Annotated in this window: 23 protein-coding genes; 16 read left to right on the top strand and 7 right to left on the bottom strand. The window is 40.5% G+C overall.

Annotated elements, in window-relative coordinates; genetic code table 11:
• Positions 1-177 precede the first annotated feature (177 nt).
• Positions 178-534 carry a hypothetical protein gene (locus NU887_RS13760; protein WP_258423961.1) on the bottom strand — a complete coding sequence of 119 codons (357 nt, stop codon included), beginning with the start codon at positions 532-534 and terminating at the stop codon, positions 178-180.
• 66 nt (positions 535-600) lie between these two features.
• Positions 601-2,877, bottom strand: coding sequence for a helix-turn-helix domain-containing protein (locus NU887_RS13755; RefSeq protein WP_258423960.1), 2,277 nt, complete (start codon positions 2,875-2,877; stop codon positions 601-603).
• A gap of 189 nt (positions 2,878-3,066) precedes the next feature.
• On the opposite strand from NU887_RS13755, the gene NU887_RS13750 reads away from it, so the two are divergent.
• The 5 genes from NU887_RS13750 (at position 3,067) to NU887_RS13730 (ending at position 7,539) form a co-directional block, all read left to right on the top strand.
• Positions 3,067-3,771, top strand: coding sequence for an SDR family oxidoreductase (locus tag NU887_RS13750; protein WP_258423959.1), 705 nt, complete (start codon positions 3,067-3,069; stop codon positions 3,769-3,771).
• Between the two features lie 4 nt (positions 3,772-3,775).
• The gene (ispG, locus tag NU887_RS13745; RefSeq protein ID WP_258423958.1) at positions 3,776-5,755 is read left to right on the top strand and encodes a (E)-4-hydroxy-3-methylbut-2-enyl-diphosphate synthase; all 1,980 of its coding nucleotides are present in this window, start codon (positions 3,776-3,778) and stop codon (positions 5,753-5,755) included.
• Between the two features lie 181 nt (positions 5,756-5,936).
• Positions 5,937-6,128: a DUF6728 family protein gene (locus NU887_RS13740; protein WP_258423957.1), complete on the top strand. Its 192-nt coding sequence runs from the start codon at positions 5,937-5,939 to the stop codon at positions 6,126-6,128.
• A 98-nt stretch (positions 6,129-6,226) separates the two neighbouring features.
• Positions 6,227-6,580, top strand: a complete 354-nt coding sequence (locus NU887_RS13735; RefSeq protein ID WP_258423955.1) for an MmcQ/YjbR family DNA-binding protein — start codon at positions 6,227-6,229, stop codon at positions 6,578-6,580.
• Positions 6,577-7,539 carry an ABC transporter ATP-binding protein gene (locus NU887_RS13730; RefSeq protein WP_258423954.1) on the top strand — a complete coding sequence of 321 codons (963 nt, stop codon included), beginning with the start codon at positions 6,577-6,579 and terminating at the stop codon, positions 7,537-7,539. The genes NU887_RS13735 and NU887_RS13730 overlap by 4 nt, the downstream gene beginning before the upstream one ends.
• A gap of 28 nt (positions 7,540-7,567) precedes the next feature.
• Here NU887_RS13730 and NU887_RS13725 read toward each other — a convergent pair whose 3' ends face one another.
• From NU887_RS13725 to NU887_RS13710, 4 genes are all read right to left on the bottom strand, one after another.
• On the bottom strand, positions 7,568-8,092 hold the full coding sequence (locus tag NU887_RS13725) for an FKBP-type peptidyl-prolyl cis-trans isomerase (RefSeq protein WP_258423953.1): 525 nt from the start codon (positions 8,090-8,092) through the stop codon (positions 7,568-7,570).
• A gap of 27 nt (positions 8,093-8,119) precedes the next feature.
• Positions 8,120-8,440 carry a hypothetical protein gene (locus NU887_RS13720; RefSeq protein ID WP_258423952.1) on the bottom strand — a complete coding sequence of 107 codons (321 nt, stop codon included), beginning with the start codon at positions 8,438-8,440 and terminating at the stop codon, positions 8,120-8,122.
• A 78-nt stretch (positions 8,441-8,518) separates the two neighbouring features.
• On the bottom strand, positions 8,519-11,293 hold the full coding sequence (leuS, locus tag NU887_RS13715; RefSeq protein WP_258423951.1) for a leucine--tRNA ligase: 2,775 nt from the start codon (positions 11,291-11,293) through the stop codon (positions 8,519-8,521).
• A 271-nt stretch (positions 11,294-11,564) separates the two neighbouring features.
• Entirely contained in the window at positions 11,565-12,500 is a 936-nt protein-coding gene (locus NU887_RS13710) for a hypothetical protein (protein ID WP_258423950.1), read from the bottom strand.
• A gap of 318 nt (positions 12,501-12,818) precedes the next feature.
• On the opposite strand from NU887_RS13710, the gene NU887_RS13705 reads away from it, so the two are divergent.
• The 4 genes from NU887_RS13705 to NU887_RS13690 are packed head-to-tail and all read left to right on the top strand — an operon-like array spanning position 12,819 to position 17,484.
• Positions 12,819-14,360, top strand: a complete 1,542-nt coding sequence (locus tag NU887_RS13705; protein ID WP_241142042.1) for a bifunctional GNAT family N-acetyltransferase/carbon-nitrogen hydrolase family protein — start codon at positions 12,819-12,821, stop codon at positions 14,358-14,360.
• 1 nt (position 14,361) lies between these two features.
• Positions 14,362-14,913 (top strand): KdsC family phosphatase, encoded by a 552-nt coding sequence (locus NU887_RS13700; RefSeq protein ID WP_258423949.1) that lies wholly within the window; start codon positions 14,362-14,364, stop codon positions 14,911-14,913.
• A 22-nt stretch (positions 14,914-14,935) separates the two neighbouring features.
• Entirely contained in the window at positions 14,936-15,763 is an 828-nt protein-coding gene (kdsA, locus tag NU887_RS13695) for a 3-deoxy-8-phosphooctulonate synthase (protein WP_258423948.1), read from the top strand.
• A gap of 29 nt (positions 15,764-15,792) precedes the next feature.
• Positions 15,793-17,484 carry a L,D-transpeptidase family protein gene (locus NU887_RS13690; protein ID WP_258423947.1) on the top strand — a complete coding sequence of 564 codons (1,692 nt, stop codon included), beginning with the start codon at positions 15,793-15,795 and terminating at the stop codon, positions 17,482-17,484.
• On the opposite strand, the gene NU887_RS13685 is transcribed toward NU887_RS13690, so the two are convergent.
• Positions 17,473-18,183 (bottom strand): murein L,D-transpeptidase catalytic domain family protein, encoded by a 711-nt coding sequence (locus NU887_RS13685; protein WP_258423946.1) that lies wholly within the window; start codon positions 18,181-18,183, stop codon positions 17,473-17,475. The genes NU887_RS13690 and NU887_RS13685 overlap by 12 nt on opposite strands.
• 303 nt (positions 18,184-18,486) lie before the next feature.
• Here NU887_RS13685 and NU887_RS13680 point away from each other — a divergent pair, with 303 nt between their 5' ends.
• The 7 genes from NU887_RS13680 to NU887_RS13650 all read left to right on the top strand — a co-directional run bounded on the left by NU887_RS13680 (position 18,487) and on the right by NU887_RS13650 (position 22,852).
• Positions 18,487-18,897 (top strand): 6-pyruvoyl trahydropterin synthase family protein, encoded by a 411-nt coding sequence (locus NU887_RS13680; protein WP_258423945.1) that lies wholly within the window; start codon positions 18,487-18,489, stop codon positions 18,895-18,897.
• Positions 18,857-19,555, top strand: coding sequence for a GTP cyclohydrolase I FolE (gene folE, locus NU887_RS13675; protein ID WP_258423944.1), 699 nt, complete (start codon positions 18,857-18,859; stop codon positions 19,553-19,555). Before NU887_RS13680 ends, folE begins: the two co-directional genes overlap by 41 nt.
• Before the next feature lie 110 nt (positions 19,556-19,665).
• On the top strand, positions 19,666-20,352 hold the full coding sequence (locus tag NU887_RS13670) for an SDR family NAD(P)-dependent oxidoreductase (RefSeq protein ID WP_258423943.1): 687 nt from the start codon (positions 19,666-19,668) through the stop codon (positions 20,350-20,352).
• Positions 20,353-20,431: 79 nt separating this feature from the next.
• A complete protein-coding gene (locus NU887_RS13665) occupies positions 20,432-20,695 on the top strand; it encodes a hypothetical protein (RefSeq protein ID WP_241127148.1) in 264 nt (87 codons plus the stop codon).
• 20 nt (positions 20,696-20,715) lie between these two features.
• Complete coding sequence (locus tag NU887_RS13660; protein ID WP_258423942.1) at positions 20,716-21,159, top strand: hypothetical protein; 444 nt, start codon at positions 20,716-20,718, stop codon at positions 21,157-21,159.
• Positions 21,156-21,785: a flavin reductase family protein gene (locus NU887_RS13655; RefSeq protein ID WP_258423941.1), complete on the top strand. Its 630-nt coding sequence runs from the start codon at positions 21,156-21,158 to the stop codon at positions 21,783-21,785. Before NU887_RS13660 ends, NU887_RS13655 begins: the two co-directional genes overlap by 4 nt.
• A gap of 59 nt (positions 21,786-21,844) precedes the next feature.
• Positions 21,845-22,852 carry a ligase-associated DNA damage response exonuclease gene (locus tag NU887_RS13650; protein WP_258423940.1) on the top strand — a complete coding sequence of 336 codons (1,008 nt, stop codon included), beginning with the start codon at positions 21,845-21,847 and terminating at the stop codon, positions 22,850-22,852.
• Positions 22,853-22,872 lie beyond the last annotated feature (20 nt).

The following is a 22,872-nucleotide window of genomic DNA, read 5'->3' as shown; positions in this document are numbered from 1 at the left end:
ATTATCACAAGCCTTTGGAGTAATCCAAAGGCTTTTTGCGTTTTATAGCCGCTCAACTTACCACAGTATTTTTCTGAACAACAAAGAAACAAAGGGACAAAGTTGGAATTCAGGAATAAGTTAAAGCTAATAATTGGTATAAAGTGAAACCCCTTTTCACTTCACCATTTAAAATTTTCATAAAGAATTATAGATATCATGAAGATATTCTTCATTGTGGTCATTTAACAAATTCATCGAATCATTTTTGGAAAAATAGAGTTTTAATACCCCCTTATCTCCAACATTTTCAATTTGTCTTACTCCGTCAAGAACGCATAAAAATCCGAATATACTTGTTTCTACACTTAATTCAACTATTTTATAAATGAATGATTTTTCTCGTTGATTCAAATTGTTGTACCAGCTAGAAATTTCAACCAAATCCTTTTCAGGCTTTCTCCCCGGTGGAGTAGAAAGATTATTCAACACAGCATTTTTTGTTGAATCCGATACCACTATTTTTATTGCCTTTATAAACTCTTCAGATTTCATATTCTTTAGTTATTATATTTTTCAATTTAATAAGATAGGTAATTTTGGTATCGGAAAAATTGGACTTTATTCCTTCTCTAGATTTGCCAAATGATTGGCAACCATTTTTAAAGTACCATAATCGTACTTGGTCGGAAATTCTTGGCGAACAAGCACAATATCCCCATTTTTGGATTGGATAAGGTTCCCGAGTTCCTCGATCTCCTTTTGAGATAAATGCGAATGGATAGAGACTTTTCCCTCTGTTATCCCTTTAGCCAAATGACCTCGAATTGTGGATTCGGCAAGTTCCCTTTCTGAAGCAATTTCTGAAATTGATTTTCCGCTTTGACTCAGTTCGTAGGTAATTTCATAGGTTTCTCCTTTTTCTCTTTTGAATTTTGCTTCGCCTTTTCCTTTCTTCTTTCTGCCGGTTTTGTTGGAGGCAAACTTTGGATTGTCTTTGGCGGCTTGCTTGGCATCCTGTGCTAAGGAAAGGCGAAGGTGGATCAGTTCCTGGCTTACCTTTTCCATTTTTCCAATTTCTTCCCCATTGAGGATGGCAGGAATCAGGAATGTCACCTTTTTGACTTCTGATAGTTTTTTATATACCATCAACTCAATTTCAGAGATTCCTTCAAGATAGCTTTTGCTCCTAGTAAACCTTTCCACCTCGCCAGCATGGACCAAAAGCTTTCTGAGGCTTTCCTGTAACAATTTGGCATAGTAAGAACTTCCTTTCTCCAAGCGATCTAGAAGTTTATCTTCCTCATTCAAATGAAGTATATGCAAAAGCTGCCTTTGAAATTTGTACGTATTTTCACCTTCCTGAAGAATTCCTTCATAAATGTCTGGAATGGCTTTTTGCATTTCTGCGTCTTCAAATTCCAAGGTTCCACTAACGTCTTTATTGAAAGTAGTGATGGCTTGAAGGATTTCTCCAAAATCAAAAGTGCTTTCCAACAGCTTGGCCATATACTTTTTTTGATGGATAGAAAGCAATTTTTCCAAAGGTTCTTGGTCTTGGGTACCGTGCGTGAAATTGACCACATCCCTGTCGCTGTTGATGACATGTGGTTGAATCCTGGTCCGGAGTGTCAGTCCTTCCAATCCCCTCAACCTGCTCAAGGCCACATATACCTGACCCGGGGCAAATGCCTGACCTACATCAATGATTGCTTTGTCAAATGTCAATCCCTGGCTTTTGTGTACAGTAACAGCCCATGCTAACTTGATGGGATACTGCTCAAAAGTCCCAATTACTTCCTCTTCAAGTTCTTTGCTGTCTTCATTGACAACATATTTTTTATTTTCCCAAACCTCTTTCCTCAAAGTATATTCTACCCTGCTGTCCGCCAAAATTACTGTGATTTCATCACCGTCTATTTTTTTGACAGTTGCCATTTTCCCATTGAAATATTCTGAGTAGCCGCTTGTATCGTTTTTGATAAACATAATCTGCGCACCCTCTTTTAATTCAAGGACTTTTGGTAAAGGATATAGGCTTTCCGGAAAATCTTTTTCAATTACCGCTTCAAAAGTGTACGCTTTTGTTTTCAGTGCAGCAAGTTCTTTTTGGTTGTGTTCTTCTGCTTTGTAATTGTGCGTGGTAATGATGATGGTGTCCTGCAGGTTTTTAATTTCCTCCTCGGTTTTATAAAAAGAATTCAAAAAGGAAATGTCCTCTTCATTGGCCTCATTGTCACGGAGATGGTTGAGAATGGTAATGAATTTTTCGTCTTTTTGGCGGAATATTTTATCCAATTCCAAATAGACCATTCCGGATTGGCGGATCGCTTGAGCTTCAAAAAAGTGCATGCTTTTATAAAATTTGTTCAGCACCTGCCATTCATAGTCCTTGACGATCGGCGGCAACTGAAACAAATCCCCAATCATCAGCACCTGAACCCCACCAAATGGTTCGTCGAAATTTCTTTTGACACTTCGCATTCGGTAGTCGATAGCATCGAGAATATCTGCCCGCAGCATACTCACCTCGTCGATGATGAGCAAGTCTACAGCTTTGAGGACCTTTTTCCTTGCCATATTCAAAGGATGTCTTCTTCCCAATGTGTATTGGGTAAAGAAGTTTCCACAGTTACTGAAGTTTCCTTCAGGTTCTCGGGTCGGAAGAAAAGTGCCAAAAGGAAGCAGAAACTGGGAATGAAGGGTGACCCCTTTGGCATGTAAAGCGGCAATTCCGGTTGGTGCAAGGACCACAAATCGCTTATGGGTAAGTTCTGAAAGCTTTCGGAGGAATGTTGTTTTGCCTGTACCTGCCTTGCCTGTCAAAAAAATAGGGCTGTTGGTGCTGTTTACAAAGTGCGCAGCCAACTCCAACCTGTCTGTTTGCTGAGTTTCCATATGGCTAAAATTAAGAACAAAAAACCTATAGCTCCCGGGAATAAACGTTTAAGTTCGCAAAGTTTTTAAAAAAATGTAACTTTGTTTCCGATAGATAGTTGTCATACTAACTATTGGAACAGCAATCAAATTTGTTGACCAGAATGATATTTTGGAATGATTCAATTTTCATAAGGCATTTATCGGAAAATGACAAAAAGTATATTGGTAACAGGAGGGACAAAGGGGATTGGCCGGGCCATCATCCAAAGATTTGCAGAGGAAGGGTTTGACGTGTTTACCTGTTCGAGACACCAAGAAGATTTGGAGGAATTGAAATCTGATTTTCAATCAAGGTTTCCTACTCAGAATATAAATGTTTTCAGTGCAGATTTGTCAAAAAAAGACCAAGTGATATCATTTTCGGAGGAAGTCAAATTGCTCGGAATTCCTGATGTGATAATCAACAACACTGGTGTTTTTTTTCCTGGATCAATCCATTCAGAACCCGATGGGAATTTTGAATTGATGATGCATACGAACCTTTTCTCTGCCTATTACCTCACAAGGGCATTTACCGGGGAAATGATCGCAAGAAAATCAGGACATATATTTTCCATCGGTTCCATTGCCGGATTGACTGCCTATGCCAACGGTGGAAGCTATGCCATATCAAAATGGGCCATGTTGGGATTTACCAAATGCCTGAGAGAAGAATTAAAGAATTACAATATCAAAGTGACTTCGGTATTACCCGGAGCAACTTACACCGCAAGTTGGGAAGGTGTGGATATTCCCGAAGAGCGGTTTATGAAATCCACTGATGTAGCCGAGTCAGTTTGGGCGGCTTATAACCTTTCGCCTTATTCTGTTGTTGAAGAAATAGTGATCAGACCTCAATTAGGAGACTTATAACAGTATGGAAACCAAATCATTGTTGGATAAAATAAAGTATTGCAATAGCCTGACGGAGTATTCCCGGCGAAAAACCATTCCTGTCAAAGTTGGCGATGTATTCATTGGAGGTGACAATCCTATCGTCGTCCAATCGATGACAACTGTGGACACCATGGACACCCTTGGTTCTGTCGAGCAATGTATCCGCATGATCGAAAGCGGCTGTCAGCTGATCCGAATTACTGCGCCTAGTATCAAAGAGGCAGAAAATCTTCGAAACATCAAAGAAGAACTTAAGAAAAGAGGTTACGAAACGCCATTGGTGGCGGATATCCACTTCACTCCCAATGCTGCAGAAATCGCAGCCAAAATCGTAGAAAAAGTCCGTATCAATCCGGGAAACTACGCCGACAAAAAGAAATTTGAGGTTATAGAATACACTGACGAAAGCTATCAGGAAGAATTGGATCGCATCAGGGAAAGGTTTCTTCCACTAGTCAAAATCTGTAAAGAACACGGAACCGCCATGCGGATAGGTACCAATCACGGTTCGCTTTCCGACAGGATTATGAGCCGTTATGGTGACACACCACTTGGAATGGTGGAGTCAGCTTTGGAATTTTTGAGAATCTGTGAGGATGAAAGTTATTATGACATTGTGATTTCGATGAAATCTTCCAATACACAAGTCATGGTACAGGCATACAGGTTGTTGGTTCAAAAGCTGGATGAAGGTGGTTTTAAGCCTTATCCTTTGCATTTGGGAGTGACAGAAGCCGGAGATGGTGAAGATGGAAGAATTAAGTCAGCGGTCGGTATAGGGACATTGTTGGAAGATGGTTTGGGAGATACGGTCCGGGTTTCGCTGACTGAAGATCCTGAATTTGAAGCTCCTGTAGCCCAATCCTTGGTCGACCGATATACCGAAAGAGCAGGACATGAATCTATAGCAGAACTACATCATTTTCCGATCACTCCTTTTGAACATAATAAAAGAGATACAATTGAAGTATTCAATTTTGGGGGAAGCAATGTCCCAAGGGTAATTGCAGATATTTCTGCTGTCCAAAACATGACAGAAAAGGAAATGAAAAATATCGGCCATTTTTATTTGCCTGAATTGGACAAATGGAAAATGAATGATCAAGGGGCCGATTACGTATTTTCAGGTGCCAATCCGATTCCGTTTATGTTACCAAACGGGATGAAGGAAATCCAATATTTTACCAATTGGCAATTATCTGAAGATCAGGTCAATAAATTTCCGGCTTTCACTTTATCAGAATTCAAGACTTCGTCAAATTTCCATTATGGATTGAATTTCTTAATGATTTCTGATTTGGAGGTAATGGAATCCATCCCGTATCTGGAAGGGAGGAAAGATGTTGTGGTGATTTTGCAAAGTAACAATGCACATAAAATGGCGGCACTTAGACGAGCTTTTATTACATTGATAGAAAACCATTGCCTTGCTCCTGTTGTTGTATTTGTAAATTATCCTGTTCAGGACTCTGACAAGACCATGCTTTATGCTGCTACCGATGTGGGTGGATTGTTGGTGGACGGATTGGGTGAGGGGATCATGCTTGGGATTGGAGCCTACGAAAATAAAGATCGGGGAACGGTTCTGGATCAGATCAAATTGCATAATTCAGTTGGATTCGGAGTGCTTCAGGCAGCTCGTACCAGGATGTCGAAAACCGAATACATTTCCTGCCCTTCCTGTGGCAGGACTTTATTTGACCTGCAAGAAACAACCGCAATGATCCGCAAAAGAACTGACCACCTAAAAGGCGTCAAAATCGGCATCATGGGTTGTATAGTAAATGGCCCTGGCGAAATGGCAGACGCAGATTTCGGATATGTCGGTTCGGGAAAAGGGAAAATCACCTTATATAAAGGGAAAGAAGTAGTCAAAAAATCAGTTCCTTCCGAAAGGGCTGTGGACGAACTGATCGAAATTATCAGAAAAGACGGAATGTGGATCGAGCCTGAGGTTTGAGTCAATGTTCGGTAAACAATTTTCAGTCCGTAATCCATTGAAATTTTGAGATATGTTTTGAAAAATCAATTTCACGTGGTGGACAGTCGACTGTGGTCTGTTGACTTATTTAAAAAAAGTTAAATCAATACGATTGGATTCGCACCAATAATTCAATAACCAATTTCTAAAAACCATAAATATGTCAAACAGCAGATTAAAAGAATTTTTTAAGCTTGGGGAAGTAGGTCATTATTTTGTTCGGGTTTTTCAAAAACCGGATCCCAACAAACCTTCCAATTTTAACCTCAGGATGATGCATGGCATCAATAAAATTTCCATTCTGATGTTTTTGGCAGCAATCATCATTTATACAGTGAAGCGCTGCTCTTAATTTAAGCTACTGCTTTTTTCCTTTTACTTCTAACTTATTACTTTTTATCTTTAAGCAAATAACCAATAACCTCCTTAGCTCTAAACATCCTCCTTTCGATGACCATCTCGTTTTTCAGGGAATTTTGTCTTTCCAAACTTGGCACTTCTGAGGAAACACCATTTGACGAAAATACCCTTTGTTTCAAAGTGGGAGGTAAGATTTTTGCCATTATTGATATTGAGCTTTTTGAAAGTGTCAACCTCAAGTGCGAACCAGAAAGGGCTGCAGAGCTCAGAGAGCATTACTCCGGAATTGTACCAGGATATCATATGAATAAAAAACATTGGAATACGGTAATGTTTGATGGATCTGTTTCTGATAAGTTGATTTTGGAATTGGTTGACCATTCGTATGAGTTGGTTTTGGAGAGCTTGCCAAAGAAAACCAAAGAAAGTATATTAAGACTATGAGCTATCTCAAGATCGACGCCATCCATAAAAGCTTTCAGGAGGGGCTTCCGGTAATCAAGAATTTTTCTTTGGACATCCCCAAAGGTCAGATCATTTCCTTGGTGGGCGAAAGCGGTTCAGGTAAAAGTACCTTGCTTAGGATTATTGCCGGATTGGAAAGCAGGAATGAAGGTGAGGTTTACCTGGATGGAACCAGAATCCAAAACCCCAAAGAACAACTAGTTCCAGGAATTGACGAAATCCAACTCGTCTTTCAGGATTACCACCTTTATCCCAAATCAACCGTCGAGGAGAATATCTTGAGGCCATTGCTGCTTTTTGACAAGAAATACAAAGAAAGCAGATTGGAAATGCTGTTGGAGTTGTTGGGTCTGAAAGCCTTCAGGGATAAATTCCCGAGACATCTTTCAGGTGGACAGCAACAAAAAGTTGCGATAGGCAGGGCCTTGAGTGTGGAACCTCAGGTGTTGTTGTTGGATGAACCTTTTTCGAGTTTGGATACCATACAGCGGAGGGAACTGATTATGGAACTCAAAACCATGTTTCAAAATCTTGGAGTCACTGTACTTTTTGTGACACATGACCTCGATGATGCGTTACAGATGACCAATGACTTGGTGATCATGCAAAAGGGGAAAATGATCCAAAAAGGACATCCTGAAGAGATTTTCTCCAAACCAAAAAACCTGTATGCAGCAAAGCTTTTCAGTCATTTGAACCCTTTACCCAATAAAGAAAAAACCTATATCCGGCCATCAGATGTTCAATTATTCAAGACAAGCGGTATTCCTGCCAGAATTATAGAGAGGCAATATCTGGTGCATTATAACCAGTTGATGGTAAAACTGACTGACGGAACAGTGTGGAAAATTGAGGATAAAAAAAGGGTTTTTGCAGAAGGAGAAAAAGTATTTTTGAAATGGGAAGAGGAGAAGGAAATCACCTTTTCCAAAGTTTAGGACTTTGGAAAAGGCTTAATCTTTAAACTCAATGCTGATGTCCGTGGTCTCCGTGGACATGACCATGGTCAAGTTCTTCAGGAGTTGCTTCCCTCACCTCAAATACTTCCCCATCAAAGTGCAGGTCAAAACCCACCAAAGGATGGTTGAAATCCAACAAAATCTCCTCACCCAAATCTTTCAGCACTTTGGCTTGCATTGGATAGCCATTTTCATCCACCAAAGGAAGGAAATTGCCTTCTTCCAGCATCTCTGGTTCAAATCCTGCCTCAGCAGAAAACTGTGCTTTAGGTAAAGCCATAATCATTTCATCATCAGGTTCCCCATAGGCATCTTGGGCAGAAATAGTAAAACTGAAACTTTCACCTTGGGATTTTCCTGCCAAAAGTTCTTCAAACTTCTCCGGCAATCCACTGAATCCGAATATAAAGTAAAAGGGATCTTCATTGTCCCTGACCTCCACACTGAATGGAACAGATTCGATTTCGTCTTCTTCTTTGCTGACTTTAAGCTCGTAGGTCAGTCCGACTACTGCATTTTTTACTATTTCCATGATGAATGAATTGATGTCAATATTTTTTTATTTGATGGCGCCGTTGATCATGACTGCCAATATGCTCAGCATACTAAGAACGAAACATCCAAAAACCCAACCCCATTTTTGTTTATAAGTCAATATGATGGATGCGATGAATATCAGACCAAAAACCAATCCGAATACCAATAAGACCTTCAGATAGATTTCCTCCGAAGCATGAAAGTATGGGACTTCTGTTTTTTCTACAGGCTGCAAGTTTAAATCTTCATGGAGGAATTTGTAGCCAATCCATTCCCTCCAATAGGAATAAGTAAATATTCCGGAGGAGATGATGGCTGCAAAAGCTATGAAGAAGCGGTTCATGAGCGTTGGTTAATGGTTATTGAGTTATTGGATATTGGTAACTTTGATACCTTAAAACTTTTTAACTTTCTAACCTTTTCAAATCACAATATTCACAATCTTACCAGGTACCACAATCACCTTTTTAGGTGCTTTACCTTCAGTCCATTTGAGTACAGTGTCGTCTTTTAGCGCTGCTTCTTCGATTTCTTCTTTGGTAAGTGAAAGTGGAAGCAGGAGCTTTGCTCTCATTTTACCGTTGATGGAAACAGGATATTCATGGCTGTTTTCTACCAAAAATTCCTCTTTGAATTCAGGAAATGAGGCATAAATGATCGATCCTTTGTGGCCCATCAGCGTCCAAAGTTCCTCTGCGATATGTGGCGCATAAGGAGAAACGATTACTGCCAAAGGCTCAAGGATTTCTCTTTTGTTACATTTCAATGCTGACAATTCATTCACACAGATCATAAAAGACGCTACAGAAGTATTGAAGGAATAAGTCTCCAGATCCTCCTGAGTCTTTTTGATGGTTTTGTGAAGGGTTTTCAGTTCTTCTTTGCCGGCCTTTTCTTCGGAAACGCTGAATTCCCCGTTGTTATCGTGGTACAGTCTCCAAAGCTTTTTCAGGAATTTGGATACGCCGTCGATGCCATTGGTATTCCAGGGTTTGAATTGCTCCAAAGGTCCAAGGAACATTTCATACAATCTCAAGGTGTCAGCACCATATCTTTCGATGATGTCGTCAGGATTGACCACATTGTATTTTGACTTGGACATTTTCTCCACCTCTGCCCCACAGATGTATTTTCCATCTTCCAACACAAATTCTGCATCCGCCAAATCAGGTCTCCAAGCTTTGAATTTCTCGATGTTCAGTTGGTCATTGTTTACAATATTCACATCGACATGCATGGCTGAAGTTTCATATTGTTGTTTCAATCCGTAGCTGATAAAGGTGTTTGTACCTTTGATCCGATACACGAAATTGGACCTACCCTGAATCATTCCCTGATTGATCATCTTTTGGAAAGGCTCCTCGATGCTTACCGCACCGATATCATACAGGAATTTGGTCCAGAACCTGGAATAGAGTAAGTGCCCGGTGGCGTGTTCAGCACCTCCGATATATAGGTCTACCGAACCCCAATAGTTTTCCTTTTCTTTGGCGACAAACTTTTCTGTATTCCTTGGATCCATATATCGGAAAAAATACCAGCTTGAGCCTGCCCATCCAGGCATGGTACTCATTTCCAATGGAAATTCTCCTTCAGGAGTTTTGTAGGTCCAGTCTTTGGCCCTTCCAAGTGGTGGTTCGCCATCTTCGGTAGGCAAATATTTATCCACCTCAGGCAACACTAAAGGCAGGTCTTTTTCATCCATCAGGTAAGGCAGACCATCTTTGAAATAAACAGGTAGCGGCTCACCCCAATAACGCTGACGCGTAAAGATGGCATCACGCATTCTGTATTGGATTTTGCCGTTTCCGATTTTCTTTTCTTCTAGGAATTCGATGGCCTTGTTCATCGCCTCCTTCATTTCCATATTGGAGATGAACCCCGAGTTGATGATGGTTCCACCTTTTCCGGGAAATGAACCGTTTTCCATACTTCCGGCAATTACTTGCCTGATCTCTAATCCAAAGTGTTTTGCAAAGTTATAATCCCGCTCATCATGCGCAGGTACAGCCATGACTGCCCCGGTGCCATATCCTGCCAAAACATAATCGGCAACCCAAATTTGGATTTCTTCTCCGTTGAAAGGATTGATGGCATAAGATCCGGTAAATGCCCCGGAGATGGTTTTGACATCTGACATCCGGTCTCTTTCGGAGCGGTTTTTTGCATTCTCGATGTAGGCTTCGGCGGTATTCCTTTGGTCCTCGGTGATCAGTTCGCCGACATAATCATGCTCAGGCGCCAATGCCAAATATGTCACACCATAGATAGTGTCTATCCTCGTAGTAAATACTTTGATCAGTTTATCCTGTCCTTTGACCTGAAAAACCATCTCTGCACCGATGGATTTTCCAATCCAGTTTCGCTGCATTTCCTTGATGGGTTCGGACCATTCTACTGTTTCCAATCCTTGAAGCAATCTGTCTGCATAGGCTGTAATCCGCATGCTCCACTGCATCATTTTTTTGCGCTCGACAGGATGGCCTCCTCGTTCGGAGAAACCGTCTTTGACTTCGTCATTGGAAAGTACCGTACCCAAGGCTGCGCACCAGTTGACGGTGGTCTCCGCGAGGAAAGTCAAGCGGTATTTTAATAATACTTCCTGTTGTTCTTTTTCGGTAAAATTGTTCCAATCAGCGGCAGAAAACTCGGGTGTATCTTCATCGCAAACCGCATGGACATTGGCGTTTCCTTTCACAGAAAACTTTTCTACCAATGAAGCAATGCTCAGGGCTTTGTTATCAACCTTATCATAATAGCAGTTGAAAAGCTGCATAAAAATCCACTGCGTCCACTTGTAATAGCTCGGGTCGGAAGTCCTGACTTCTTTATCCCAATCAAATGCAAAACCGATATTCTTCAGTTGTTCGGTATAGCGCTGTATATTTTGCTCGGTGGTAATGGCAGGATGTTGTCCGGTTTGAATGGCATATTGCTCTGCAGGAAGACCAAATGAATCATATCCCATCGGATGAAGGACATTGTATCCCTGCAATCTCTTGAATCTCGTGATGATATCAGAGGCGATGTATCCAAGTGGATGACCGACATGCAAGCCCGCTCCGGAAGGATAAGGGAACATGTCTAGGGAGTAAAACTTTGGCTTGGATGGGTCAACTTGGGCATTGAAAATCTGGTTTTGTTCCCAGTAGGTTTGCCACTTTTTTTCTATTTCCTGAAAATTGTAATCAGCCATTATGGAATAATTGCGTTGCTTTTTGAGAATTGCTTGCAAAAATAGGAAAAAACACGGGAATAGGCTGTCATTCCCCTATTTGCTTTGATGGATAAGTCTAAAAAAAAGAAACCTTACCAGATTGGTCGGTTTTCATTTTTTGAAGTCGTAAAACTTTGAATTTTTGTGAGGCTCTTTTGGATATTTCTATTTTTAGGCCTTCAGCCTACTTTCAGGCCATTGGAAGTGAAGAATTTCTTTCACTTTTTAAAAAATCTCAAATGGTTTTATTTTACCAGAACCTAAAGCTCTTTTCATTCACCCTGTTTCTAAAAATCCAGTTGTCCCAGATATCAGGGGAAAGATAAAGTTCAAGGCCGATATTCAGGGACATAAAACCGTCAAAACGCTCATCAAGACCTGAACCTCGTCTGATCCTTCCACCATTGTCAAGAATTTTTTGGACATCGGGTTCCCCATTGTCCTTTATAAAATTAGGGTTTCTGATCGCTAATCTCAGTCTGTCAGGTCTTGGACCATCGCCGTTTACGCCATAGTCATTTACCAGATCTTGGTAAAACTCCTTTACATTATAAGCACTGATGTCATCCATGTAATCCGTGATTGTCCACCTGTAATTCATTTCCAGCGTCAAATCCGTATACACATTCAGCTTGTATTTCATCCCTATACCTGTAGGAAATACAAAAATGTATTTATCATACGGGTTGTTTTCCAATTGTAGTGGTCTCAGATCAACCCATGAACCGTTAAGCTCGGCTTTTGGAGTATTGCTTGATACACCTACGCCGGCAAATCCGTAGAAGTTGATGAAGTTTCTTGTAATGTTGTATACTTTGACAGGCTTGAGATGAAGCTCTCCGATCACACTGGCTTCCCAGTTTCTTGCCCTGAAATGGAGGTTTCTCGGTTCTCTGTTACTTCTTGGATCAGCAGGAGGGTCTTGGCCCGAAATCTGGTAATAGGTAAATTCTGCCCTTGCCCTGATATAGGTTCCTAAAGTTCTTCTTACCGCAATGTTTGCATTCCAATCAGGTTGGATTCCTTCATTGTATTTCCAAAGAGAATAAAGTTCGCCAAAATATTGGGTCGGACCGGCAGCCACGGAAACCGACCATGGCGCATCAAATCTATACCTGTAAAAGCTTTGTGAATAAGCTTCAAAGGCCATCATTGAAAGCAAAAAAATCAAAGCTAATTTTCTCATTTGATAAAAATGGAGTGATTATGGAAATTTTAGAGTGCGAGATTTAAGATTTCTACCTGTAAAGAAATATAAAAAGAATTAATAATTCAATTTTTAATTTCATCCTTTCTGTAGAAAATCAGGCGATTACTGCTGCCTGTCAGGTAAATATTATGCAGGGAATTCTTGGCAATTGATGGTTAAGGACATTAATTTTATTTTCAACACTTAGAAAATGATTTTGAAACCAGTTTGATTTTTGAAAATTGGTTCGCTAGGATTCCAAACCGATGGTAAGGATTTTAAAATAAATGAGGGATTTTTGTCTAATTTTGTGGCATGAGTAAGCAAAAAGAAGAATTAGAGCACCGACTTAAACTCAGAAACATCAAGTTGTCCGATTATGATGATATCCGTGAAATCATGGTTACCATCTACAAAGACCAAGGTGGTGCTTGGTCAAGGCAAGAATTGAAAAACCAGATCAGGGCATTTCCCGAAGGGCAGATTTGTATAGAGGATAATGGCAAAGTTGTTGCTGCGGCTTTGAGTCTTGTAGTCGATTACACCAAGTTTGGAGATAACCATACATACGATCAGATCACTGGGTTTGGAAAATTTGACACCCATGACAATGATGGAGATACCCTTTACGGAACCGATGTTTTTGTTCATCAGGAATATAGGGGAATGCGATTGGGAAGAAGGTTGTATGATGCGAGAAAAGAGCTTTGTGAAAACCTGAATTTAAGGTCAATCATTGCAGGAGGAAGGATTCCGGGCTATTCTAAATATGCCGATCAGATGACTCCGAGGAAATACATCGACTTGGTAAAAAGTAAAGAAATCTTTGATTCTGTTCTTTCATTTCAGTTGGCGAATGAATTTCACGTCAGAAAAGTAATCACCAAATACCTACCTGAAGATACCGATTCAAGAGCCTATGCCACGCTTTTGGAATGGATCAATATTTATTATGAGAAGGATGAAAAACTGATAGGAAACAAAAAATCAATTGTCCGATTGGGGTTGGTCCAATGGAAAATGCGCCGCTTCAACAATGTCGACGATTTGATGCAGCAAGTGGAGTTTTTTGTGGATACCATTTCGGGATACAAATCAGATTTCTGTCTTTTCCCAGAGTTTTTCAATGCACCTCTCCTGGCAGAGTTCAATGACATGGATGCCTCTGAAGCCATCAGGAATGTGGCAGATTATACTGACGAAATCATCAGCAGAATGCGTGACCTTGCGCTTTCTTACAATGTAAATATCATTGCAGGCAGCATGCCGGAATATGACGGGAAAAAACTAAGAAACGTAAGTTACCTCTGTAGGAGAGATGGGACTACCGACAAGCAATACAAGCTCCACATCACTCCCGATGAGCAGGCCTATTGGGGGCTTCAGGGAGGAAACGGAATCAAGGTTTTTGACACTGATGCCGGTAAAATAGGGATTTTGATATGTTATGATGTGGAATTTCCTGAATTAGGCAGAATATTGGCCGAACAGGAAATGGATATTCTCTTTGTTCCATTCTGGACAGACACTAAAAATGCCTACCTGCGTGTCAATACATGTGCCAAAGCCAGGGCTGTCGAAAACGAATGCTATGTGGCTATAACAGGTTCTGTCGGTAACCTACCAAGGGTTGAAAACATGGACATCCAATATTCACAGGCGGCCATCTATTCTCCTTCTGACTTCTCCTTCCCGCATGATGCCACTGTGGCCCAGGCTTCTGAGAATGCAGAGACGACCATTGTCGCAGACGTTGATTTGGACCTGTTGACAAAGCAAAGGAAAGCAGGCAGTGTGCGAAACCTTGATCAAAGAAGACTTGACCTATATTCCATTCAATGGAAGAAAAAGAAGTAAAATGCAAAAATACCTTTCAGGCGCAACGGAGGAAGTCAATCTCAAGGCAACCAAAATCAAACTGCTTATCACCGATGTTGATGGAGTATTGACAGATGGTGGGATCATCTTTGATGACAATGGCTTAGAATACAAGCGATTCAATGTCAAAGATGGCTTTATCGTATCACAACTCCGTAGAAATGGGATTTTGGTAGGGGCGATCACCGGTAGGAATTCCAAAGTAGTTGAAAACAGGTGTGATGAGCTTAACTTTGATTTTCACTACCATGGGGTGCGTGACAAAGCCCAAAAATTAGTCGAGATCCTTGAAGTATTGGAAATCGAGATCAACGAAGTCGCCTTTATCGGAGACGACCTCATTGATTTGCCACTGATTCAAAAAGTCGGATTTTCAGCATGTCCCGCAGATGCTCTTCCATATATCAGTGCACATGTGGATTTTATATCCTCACTCAATGGTGGTCATGGTGTATTCAGGGAGGTGGCAGATTTAATTTTACAATCAAAAGGACTTTTGTCTGGAATCATAGAGAAATACCTCCACCTGTAACCAAGAGGAATCAACCCCAACCATGAGGATATCCGAAGACATTGTACTAGGTTCAGGAAAGCCGGTGTTATTTGCCGGGCCATGTGCTGTCGAAAGTTTTGATATCTGCATGGAGATTGGGAGTTTTGTTAAGGAATATGCCGACGAGCTTGGGTTTTCTTATGTGTTCAAAGCTTCGTTTGATAAGGCAAACAGGACATCAACTACATCATTCAGAAGTATTGGGATGGATAAATCCCTTGAAGTCCTGCAAAGGATAGGAAAAGCTTTGGATGTTCCTTTGGTAACGGATATTCACGAAAGCCATCAAGCTGCAGAGGTAGCCAAGGTGGTAGATGTGCTTCAGATTCCGGCTTTTCTTTGTAGGCAGACAGATTTATTGCTGGCAGCAGGGCAGACAGGAAAAGCCATAAAAATCAAAAGAGGCCAGTTTATGGCTCCGGAGGACATGGATTTTGCAGTCAACAAGGTAAGGTCTACAGGTAATCAGAATGTCTGCCTCACAGAACGTGGATTTACCCTAGGCTACCATTACCTCGTGGTCGACATGCGGGCATTGCCAATCATGAGACAATTCGCTCCTGTGGTTTTTGACATTACCCATAGCGTACAGCAGCCGGGAGGAATGGGAGGTTCAAGTGGTGGGCAGAGAGAGTTCGCTCCTTTTTTGGCAAGGGCAGCTGCTGCTGCGGGTGTTGATGGGTTTTTTATAGAAACCCATCCTGATCCCGCAAAAGCACTCAGCGATGGTCCAAACCTCATCCCTTTGAATAAAATGAAGGAATTTCTTATTATGCTCAAAGAGACTTGGGAACTCGGTCAAAAGTATCGGGATTTTTCAGTACAATAGACTTCAATTTTTCTTAACAACAATAATTCATGAAAAGGATTTGTTTGATTTTGCTCCTGTTTATGATTCAGAGAGCCCTATTTGCCCAGCAAGCCCCATCAGAAAATGGGATTGATTCATTTATAAGAAGATTTTTGGAAAGCAACAGCCCCGAGGAAAAGCCAAAAATCGGGGAAAATGAACTTTTCAGTACGGTGGTGATCCACAGGTTTTATGGGGAAAGGAATTTTGAACCTGCATGGGTCAAAGACCATAAGTTACCCGAAATCGCCTATGAAATGCGCTATGAAATCGGTCAGGCCAAATTTGACGGACTGAATCCGGACGATTATCATTTTCAGGCCATCAATGCTTATTTCGACCGTTTTGAGTCCGCAAAAAAGGCGGGAGAAAAAATGAATACCATTGACCTCGCTGCGGTAGATGTGCTTCTCACTGATGCCTACATCATGCTTTCCTCGCATCTTTTTTTGGGAAAAGTTGATCCTGAAAGCCTAAAGACAACTTGGAGCATTCAGCGGAATGTACCGGAATTGATGATTGACCGAAAGCTCTCGGCGGCTATCCAGTCAGGCAGCCTCAGAGCAAGCATTGAAGGATATTATCCTGCATTTTCTATTTACAAAAAAATGCGCGACGGTTTAAGGCAGCTTTTTGAGGAGCAAAAACGCTTTGAAAAAGAGCCTGTCGCAATCTGGAAGAACCTCAAAATTGATAAATCTATCAAACCGGGTGATACTCATAACCAAATGCCTGAAATCAGGGAGAGACTTTATTTTTGGGGATTTTTAAAACCTTATCAACCTGTTGATGATAAGATGTATGACAGCCTGATGATAGAAGGGATCAAAACAATCCAAAGAAGATTCGGGATGGAACCTGATGGCGTGATCGGTCAAGGGACAATCCATGCATTTAACCAAAAACCCTTAGATATTATTGCCACAGCATCTGTTAACCTGGAGAGATTAAGATGGTTTCCTGATACAATAAAAGATATAGAATTGATACTGGTCAACACTGCAAATTTTCAGCTTGACTTTATCCAAAAATTAGATACTGTCCTCACTTCTAGAGTGATTGTAGGAAAGAGCTATCACTCCACCCCACAGTTCAGTGCCCTGATGTCATACATTGTATTCAGTCCTACATGGACGGTACCTACTTCAATCACCCGAAACGAGATTGTCCCTAAGATCAAAAAGGACCCAAATTATCTTGCCAAAAACAACATGGTTTTGTTGAATTCATCAGGAAGCAGAGTGGATCCGTCCTCCATTGATTGGGGCAAGGTTAGTGCCCGGTCATTTCCTTATACTGTGAGACAAGAGCCTGGTGACCACAATTCTTTAGGACTGGTTAAATTTATGTTCCCCAATAAAAACAGCGTCTACATTCATGATACTCCTTCAAGAACGCTGTTTGCCAGGGAGGACCGGGCCCTGAGTCATGGTTGTATCAGGATCCAAAAGCCTTTTGAGTTTGCCAAAATTTTGCTTTCCAACCAACCCTCATGGACTGATGAAAAAATTACTTCCGCAATGCACCAATCAAAAGAAGTAACAGTCAATCTCGATAGAAAGATACCAGTGGCATTAATATACCTTACCCATTGGGCAGATTCAAGGGGGAATCTCTATTTTAGAAACGATATTTATGATAGAGATGGGGAGATTTATCAGGCTCTTAAAGAAACCAGAATCAAAAAATCAGGTATTTAAGAAAGCTGATTTATTGAGATACTCTTTGTCTTTGCCATAAATAAACAGAAGAGATTGCTCTTTGATCAAATCAATCACCTCGTTGGCAATTTCATTTGGGAGGGCAGGACATCCAAGACTTCTTCCTAATCTTCCGGTCTGGTGGATGAAGTTTTCATGGGCATAGTCTGCGCCGTGTATTACTATTGCACGTTCTCTTGCTTTGTCATTGAAGCCCTTTTCCAAGCCGTCAAGCCTCAAGGAATATCCATGTTTGCCTTGGTAAGTTTCTCCTGTCAGGTAAAATCCCAGACTGCTCATATAAGAAGAACTTATATTTGAAAACTTCTGCGCCATCAGGTCTCCGGAATTTCTTCCATGAGAAACAAGGCCATAATGAAGAATCATTCCGTCTTTCATATCTATGATCCACATCCTTTTTTCAGAGGAAGGCAGTGAAAAATCAATCACAGTAAGTGGCTTACCCGGTGATATTTTTCCATCTTCCTGCATTTTCAAATAACCTTTGATGCCGTAAGACAAAATTTCCCTTTCGGGTATTTTAAACTCTAAATTGGCAGAATTGGAACTGACAAGCTCTATGATGTTATTTTCAAAAGAAAGGTCTCTCAGAATGGAAGAGGGTGAGCTATTGACAAAGAAATGAGTGGAAATCGAGCTGCCTAGCAATAAAATGAGAAATAAAGTGAGTTTCCGCATTATATTTATTTGATAGTCTGGTAGTTGCAAATGAAATTATCTATGGCCATAAACACAAATCAAATGCCATATAATTCCATTTTTCTCCTTTATTTTTAGGCTCTTATTTAAACTAAATATGCACTTAATAATTTGGAACTGTTTTCCCATAGATACATGTTAGAAAGCATTGCTGATTTCTCTTGGGAAAATATTCATAAAAATTACAGATATTCCTGACTGATTATCAATCGATTGAAAATTTTGTTTAAAGAAAAATTAAAAATATTAAACAAAAATTGATTAACTCCTGTTTGGTAAACAATGAAAGTAGCAGTATATAGAAAAGAGCATTTTAACGCAGCTCACAGGTTACATAATCCGGAATGGTCAGCGGAAGAAAATGAGCGTGTTTTTGGGAAGTGTAATAATCCCAATTTTCACGGTCATAACTACGAATTGATTGTGAAGTTACTTGGACCAATCGATCCGGGTACGGGTTATGTTTATGACATGAAGATCTTGAGTGATTTAATCAAAACACATGTGCTAAATAAATTTGATCATAAAAATTTAAACTTAGATACAGATGAATTCAGAAATCTTAACCCAACAGCGGAAAACATTGCTGTGGCTATTTGGAATATTTTAAGAAAAAAAATTGACACGAAATACGACTTAACGATTCGACTATATGAAACAGAAAGAAACTTTGTTGAATACGATGGGAATTAATTTTTCTCAATCCTATGATGAAATGGGGGACGAACATATCGGGACTTCCCACGATACTCCGCTGAGAGAGGATGCTTTTGAAATGGATGATGAGCTCAAAATGGAGCTGATCGAAAAGCATTTTAGAGAAATAATGCATGTTTTGGGTCTTGACCTGACAGATGACAGCCTTAAAGGCACCCCAAAAAGGGTGGCCAAAATGTATATCAAAGAAATTTTCAGCGGGCTTGATCCAAAAAACAAACCTGAAGTCAAACTTTTTGAAAACAAATACAAATACAATGAAATGCTGGTGGAGAAAGATATCACCTTCCACTCCAACTGCGAGCACCATTTTGTACCGATAGTCGGCAAAGCACACGTCGCCTATATTTCCAACGGAACTGTAATTGGCCTTTCCAAAATCAACAGGATCGTACAGTATTTTGCAAAACGTCCGCAGGTACAGGAAAGACTGACCATGCAGATCGGCAATGAACTTAAAGAAATGCTGGGTACAGATGACGTAGCCGTAATCATTGATGCACACCACATGTGTGTGTCAAGTAGGGGAATACAGGACGTGAACAGCGCTACTGTCACCTCATTTTACAGCGGAAAATTTGAAAAAGATGAACACTCAAGAAATGAGTTCATGAAATATATCAGCATGAAGTAAAAAAGTTTGAAAACTAGACCAAACCAAACCGGGACTTTGATTCCGGTTTTTTTATACCCTGAAATTTTCAAACATTTTATTTACAAAACGATTTTATAATAAAGCGAATTATGAATAATAAAAACATTGTGGTCATCGGCGGCAACTCCGGTATAGGAAAGTCAATCACTGAAAAACTTGAAAGTGAAGGCGCAAACATCTTTGTGTACCACCGTTCGGGAGAAGGTCTAGAGCAACTCGATGTTACAGCCCGATTTGAAAGCATTGAGGGACTTCCTGAGGTAATTGATGGCTTGGTTTATTGTCCGGGAACTATCAATCTGAAGCCATTTCACAGATTTTCTGTTGAAGATTTTCAAAGGGATTATGAAGTCAATGTTTTGGGAGCAGTAAAAGTATTGCAAGCTTGTCTCAAAGGGCTAAAAAAATCCGAATCAGCTTCTGTGGTACTTTTCAGCACCGTCGCTGTACAGGTGGGGCTTGGGTTTCATTCTTCTATTTCTAGTGCCAAAGGTGCAGTCGAAGGACTTGCAAAGTCACTCGCAGCAGAATGGGCTCCAAATAAAATCAGGGTTAACGTGGTTGCGCCATCATTGACTGACACACCCTTGGCTTCGGCACTCCTGGGCAATGAAGACAAGAAAGAAGCTTCAAATAAAAGGCACCCATTAGGAAGATATGGTCAGGCGGAAGATATTGCCGGAGCTGCTGTTTTTTTACTTTCCAAAGATGCGTCTTGGATGACAGGGCAGGTATTACATCTTGATGGAGGTATGTCCTCAGTCAAAAGTATGTGATTTCAAAGATTTCAAACAATTGGTAAGGATAATTGTATTAGAGTTGGGTATTCTCCCAGAGTATAAAGTATTTAATGTTATGAGGACTCCACCAGAATCATTTTTGATTTTCAAGGAAGAACTGGAAAAGGCCAGACTGGAAAAGGAAAGGCTTAAGAAAGAGTATGAAGCCAAATTAGGGGACATGAATAGGGAGCTTTCAAGGCTGAAAGAGCAGATTCATTCCCAACAAGAACTAATTAAGACAACTTTGGATTATGCCATACGTCTTGAAGAGAATCTAGGTAGCTTCAAAGAAGAAGTTACAAATGGTAAAAACATGAAAAACAGGTCGTTTCACTAATTTCTACCCCAGACACAATCATGAATATTACTGCCAATACCATCGAGCTAAATAACTTTGAACTGATGTTTGAAGAAAGATATGCCAAGGTATATGCCAATCAAGAAAAGGGAATGATCATCTGTGAGTTATTGACAGATTATATCCCGATTGATGATTTCAAAAATACCTTTATCAATATCACTGAGATCGTTGAAAAAGGGAAATACAAAAAATTCATTTTCGACAAAAGATCCCTTCGTGCCTTTCACCAGCCTAGCATGGAATGGTATTTTCTAAACTGGAAAAACAAAATGCTCGAGCTTGGATTGGATCAGCATCGAAAAATACTGCCAGAAGAAAAATGGTTTGAAAAAATGGTAATGATCGCCAAAGAGCAAATCATGAAAAATAATCCTGACAACATCATCCATTTGTTAGACATCAAATATTGCAATTCCATCGAAGAAGCCATTTTGATATGATGAAGCATTTCGATAAAGCTTCCATCATGGAGGCTGAATCGGCTTTTAGAAGGGATTTTATCAACTGCCTTTCAGGATATAAAAGCCTAAATCTCATCGGCACCAAGAGCCTGAAAGGCATTTCTAATCTTTCTCCGTTTTCTCAGGTTTTTCATATCGGAGCTACGCCACCTTTGGTTGGGATATTGTTTAGACCGCATACTGTCGAAAGACACACTTTAGAAAATATTCTTGAAACAGGTTATTTCACCCTTAACCACGTAACAGAAGAATTTTACAGAGAAGCCCACCAATCTGCGGCAAGGTATTCCGGGTCTGAATTTGAAGCCACAGGATTGGAGGAAGAATATCTCGGAGATTTTTTTGCACCTTTTGTTGTCAAAAGTAAGGTAAAACTAGGTTGTAGTTTTGTAGAGTCCCAAACCTTGAAAGTCAACGGGACTGAGCTTCTTATCGGAGCCATCGAACATGTTTGGGTAGATAAAAAAGGCCTGCGATCAGATGGTTCTCTTGACTTGAATCTCTTGGGAACAGTTACAGTAACAGGTTTGGATGAATACCATGTTGGGAAGAAAATCGCCAGATTAAGCTATCCCAAGCCCGGAAAAGAATTGGAGGAAATTTAGAAAAGGGACGAAGGTAAAGGAATTGATTTTTTAAGAAGGTAAAGAAAAAATATAGAAAGATGAACCTACTTGAATTGACACCTTCTGGATTGTATTGCCCTCAAGCAGATATTTTTATAGATCCTTGGAGACCTGTTGACAAGGCAGTCATCACCCATGCACATTCTGATCACGCCCGATGGGGAATGAAACATTATCTTTCTCATCATCATTCTGCCGAAGTCATGAAGCTCCGTCTCGGTCAGGAGATTTCTTTGGAAACTATGGACTATGAAGAAAGCTTGGAAATCAATGGGGTGATTTTATCTCTGCATCCTGCGGGCCATATTCCCGGATCGGCACAAGTCAGGTTGGAATACAAAGGAAAAACCGTGGTAATTTCAGGAGATTATAAGACGGAAGACGATGGACTTTCCCAACCTTTTGAACCGATAAAATGCCATGAGTTTGTGTCTGAATGTACTTTTGGTATGCCTATATACAAATGGCAAAGCCAAAAAGAAATTTTCACTTCGATTAACGCCTGGTGGAAGCAAAATTCATCTTTAGGTAGAAACTCGGTGCTTTTTGCTTATTCCTTGGGCAAAGCCCAAAGGATTATCAATCATCTTGATCTTTCTATCGGAGAAGTTTTTGCACATGGGGCAATCTGGAATACCAATCAGGCCCTTCTCGCAAATGGGGTAAAAGTAACTGAGATCCCAAAAGTCAATCAAGAAATTCCAAAGAGTCGGTTTAGAGGAACCATGATCATTGCCCCGCCATCGGCTATGGGTTCTCAATGGATGAAGCAATTTTCGCCTTATCAAACAGGCATATGTTCGGGATGGATGAATATCCGGGGAGCAAGGAGGAGACGGGCAGCAGATGCCGGATTTGTCTTGTCAGACCATGCGGATTGGGAAGGATTGATATCAGCCATCAAAGCCACTGAAGCTGAAAAGGTATACCTGACCCATGGAAGCACGGCGGTTTTTGGAAGGTATTTAGAAGAAGTGGAGAAAATCCACGCAGTCGAATTGAAGACTTTGTTTGAAGGGGAAAACAGCAATTTGGAGGATTCTTAGCCTATTTTTTTTTACCTTAA

Source organism: Aquiflexum gelatinilyticum, from assembly GCF_024741135.1.
Classification (GTDB): Bacteria; Bacteroidota; Bacteroidia; order Cytophagales; family Cyclobacteriaceae; genus Cognataquiflexum; species Cognataquiflexum gelatinilyticum.
The sequence above is the reverse complement of the archived record's forward strand: the minus strand, read 5'-3'. Positions and strand labels throughout refer to the sequence as shown.

Excerpts from the sequence above, each read along its gene's own strand:
- NU887_RS13665 (WP_241127148.1), top strand. The coding sequence starts at position 20,432 with ATGAGGACTCCACCAGAATCATTTTTGATTTTCAAGGAAGAACTGGAA.
- kdsA (WP_258423948.1), top strand. The coding sequence starts at position 14,936 with ATGAGGATATCCGAAGACATTGTACTAGGTTCAGGAAAGCCGGTGTTA.
- NU887_RS13680 (WP_258423945.1), top strand. The coding sequence starts at position 18,487 with ATGAAAGTAGCAGTATATAGAAAAGAGCATTTTAACGCAGCTCACAGG.
- NU887_RS13760 (WP_258423961.1), bottom strand. The coding sequence starts at position 534 with ATGAAATCTGAAGAGTTTATAAAGGCAATAAAAATAGTGGTATCGGAT.
- NU887_RS13740 (WP_258423957.1), top strand. The coding sequence starts at position 5,937 with ATGTCAAACAGCAGATTAAAAGAATTTTTTAAGCTTGGGGAAGTAGGT.
- NU887_RS13730 (WP_258423954.1), top strand. The coding sequence starts at position 6,577 with ATGAGCTATCTCAAGATCGACGCCATCCATAAAAGCTTTCAGGAGGGG.
- NU887_RS13670 (WP_258423943.1), top strand. The coding sequence starts at position 19,666 with ATGAATAATAAAAACATTGTGGTCATCGGCGGCAACTCCGGTATAGGA.
- ispG (WP_258423958.1), top strand. The coding sequence starts at position 3,776 with ATGGAAACCAAATCATTGTTGGATAAAATAAAGTATTGCAATAGCCTG.
- NU887_RS13750 (WP_258423959.1), top strand. The coding sequence starts at position 3,067 with ATGACAAAAAGTATATTGGTAACAGGAGGGACAAAGGGGATTGGCCGG.
- NU887_RS13655 (WP_258423941.1), top strand. The coding sequence starts at position 21,156 with ATGATGAAGCATTTCGATAAAGCTTCCATCATGGAGGCTGAATCGGCT.
- NU887_RS13685 (WP_258423946.1), bottom strand. The coding sequence starts at position 18,183 with ATGCGGAAACTCACTTTATTTCTCATTTTATTGCTAGGCAGCTCGATT.
- NU887_RS13690 (WP_258423947.1), top strand. The coding sequence starts at position 15,793 with ATGAAAAGGATTTGTTTGATTTTGCTCCTGTTTATGATTCAGAGAGCC.
- NU887_RS13660 (WP_258423942.1), top strand. The coding sequence starts at position 20,716 with ATGAATATTACTGCCAATACCATCGAGCTAAATAACTTTGAACTGATG.
- leuS (WP_258423951.1), bottom strand. The coding sequence starts at position 11,293 with ATGGCTGATTACAATTTTCAGGAAATAGAAAAAAAGTGGCAAACCTAC.
- NU887_RS13650 (WP_258423940.1), top strand. The coding sequence starts at position 21,845 with ATGAACCTACTTGAATTGACACCTTCTGGATTGTATTGCCCTCAAGCA.
- NU887_RS13755 (WP_258423960.1), bottom strand. The coding sequence starts at position 2,877 with ATGGAAACTCAGCAAACAGACAGGTTGGAGTTGGCTGCGCACTTTGTA.
- NU887_RS13735 (WP_258423955.1), top strand. The coding sequence starts at position 6,227 with ATGACCATCTCGTTTTTCAGGGAATTTTGTCTTTCCAAACTTGGCACT.
- folE (WP_258423944.1), top strand. The coding sequence starts at position 18,857 with ATGAAACAGAAAGAAACTTTGTTGAATACGATGGGAATTAATTTTTCT.
- NU887_RS13700 (WP_258423949.1), top strand. The coding sequence starts at position 14,362 with ATGCAAAAATACCTTTCAGGCGCAACGGAGGAAGTCAATCTCAAGGCA.
- NU887_RS13705 (WP_241142042.1), top strand. The coding sequence starts at position 12,819 with ATGAGTAAGCAAAAAGAAGAATTAGAGCACCGACTTAAACTCAGAAAC.
- NU887_RS13720 (WP_258423952.1), bottom strand. The coding sequence starts at position 8,440 with ATGAACCGCTTCTTCATAGCTTTTGCAGCCATCATCTCCTCCGGAATA.
- NU887_RS13710 (WP_258423950.1), bottom strand. The coding sequence starts at position 12,500 with ATGAGAAAATTAGCTTTGATTTTTTTGCTTTCAATGATGGCCTTTGAA.
- NU887_RS13725 (WP_258423953.1), bottom strand. The coding sequence starts at position 8,092 with ATGGAAATAGTAAAAAATGCAGTAGTCGGACTGACCTACGAGCTTAAA.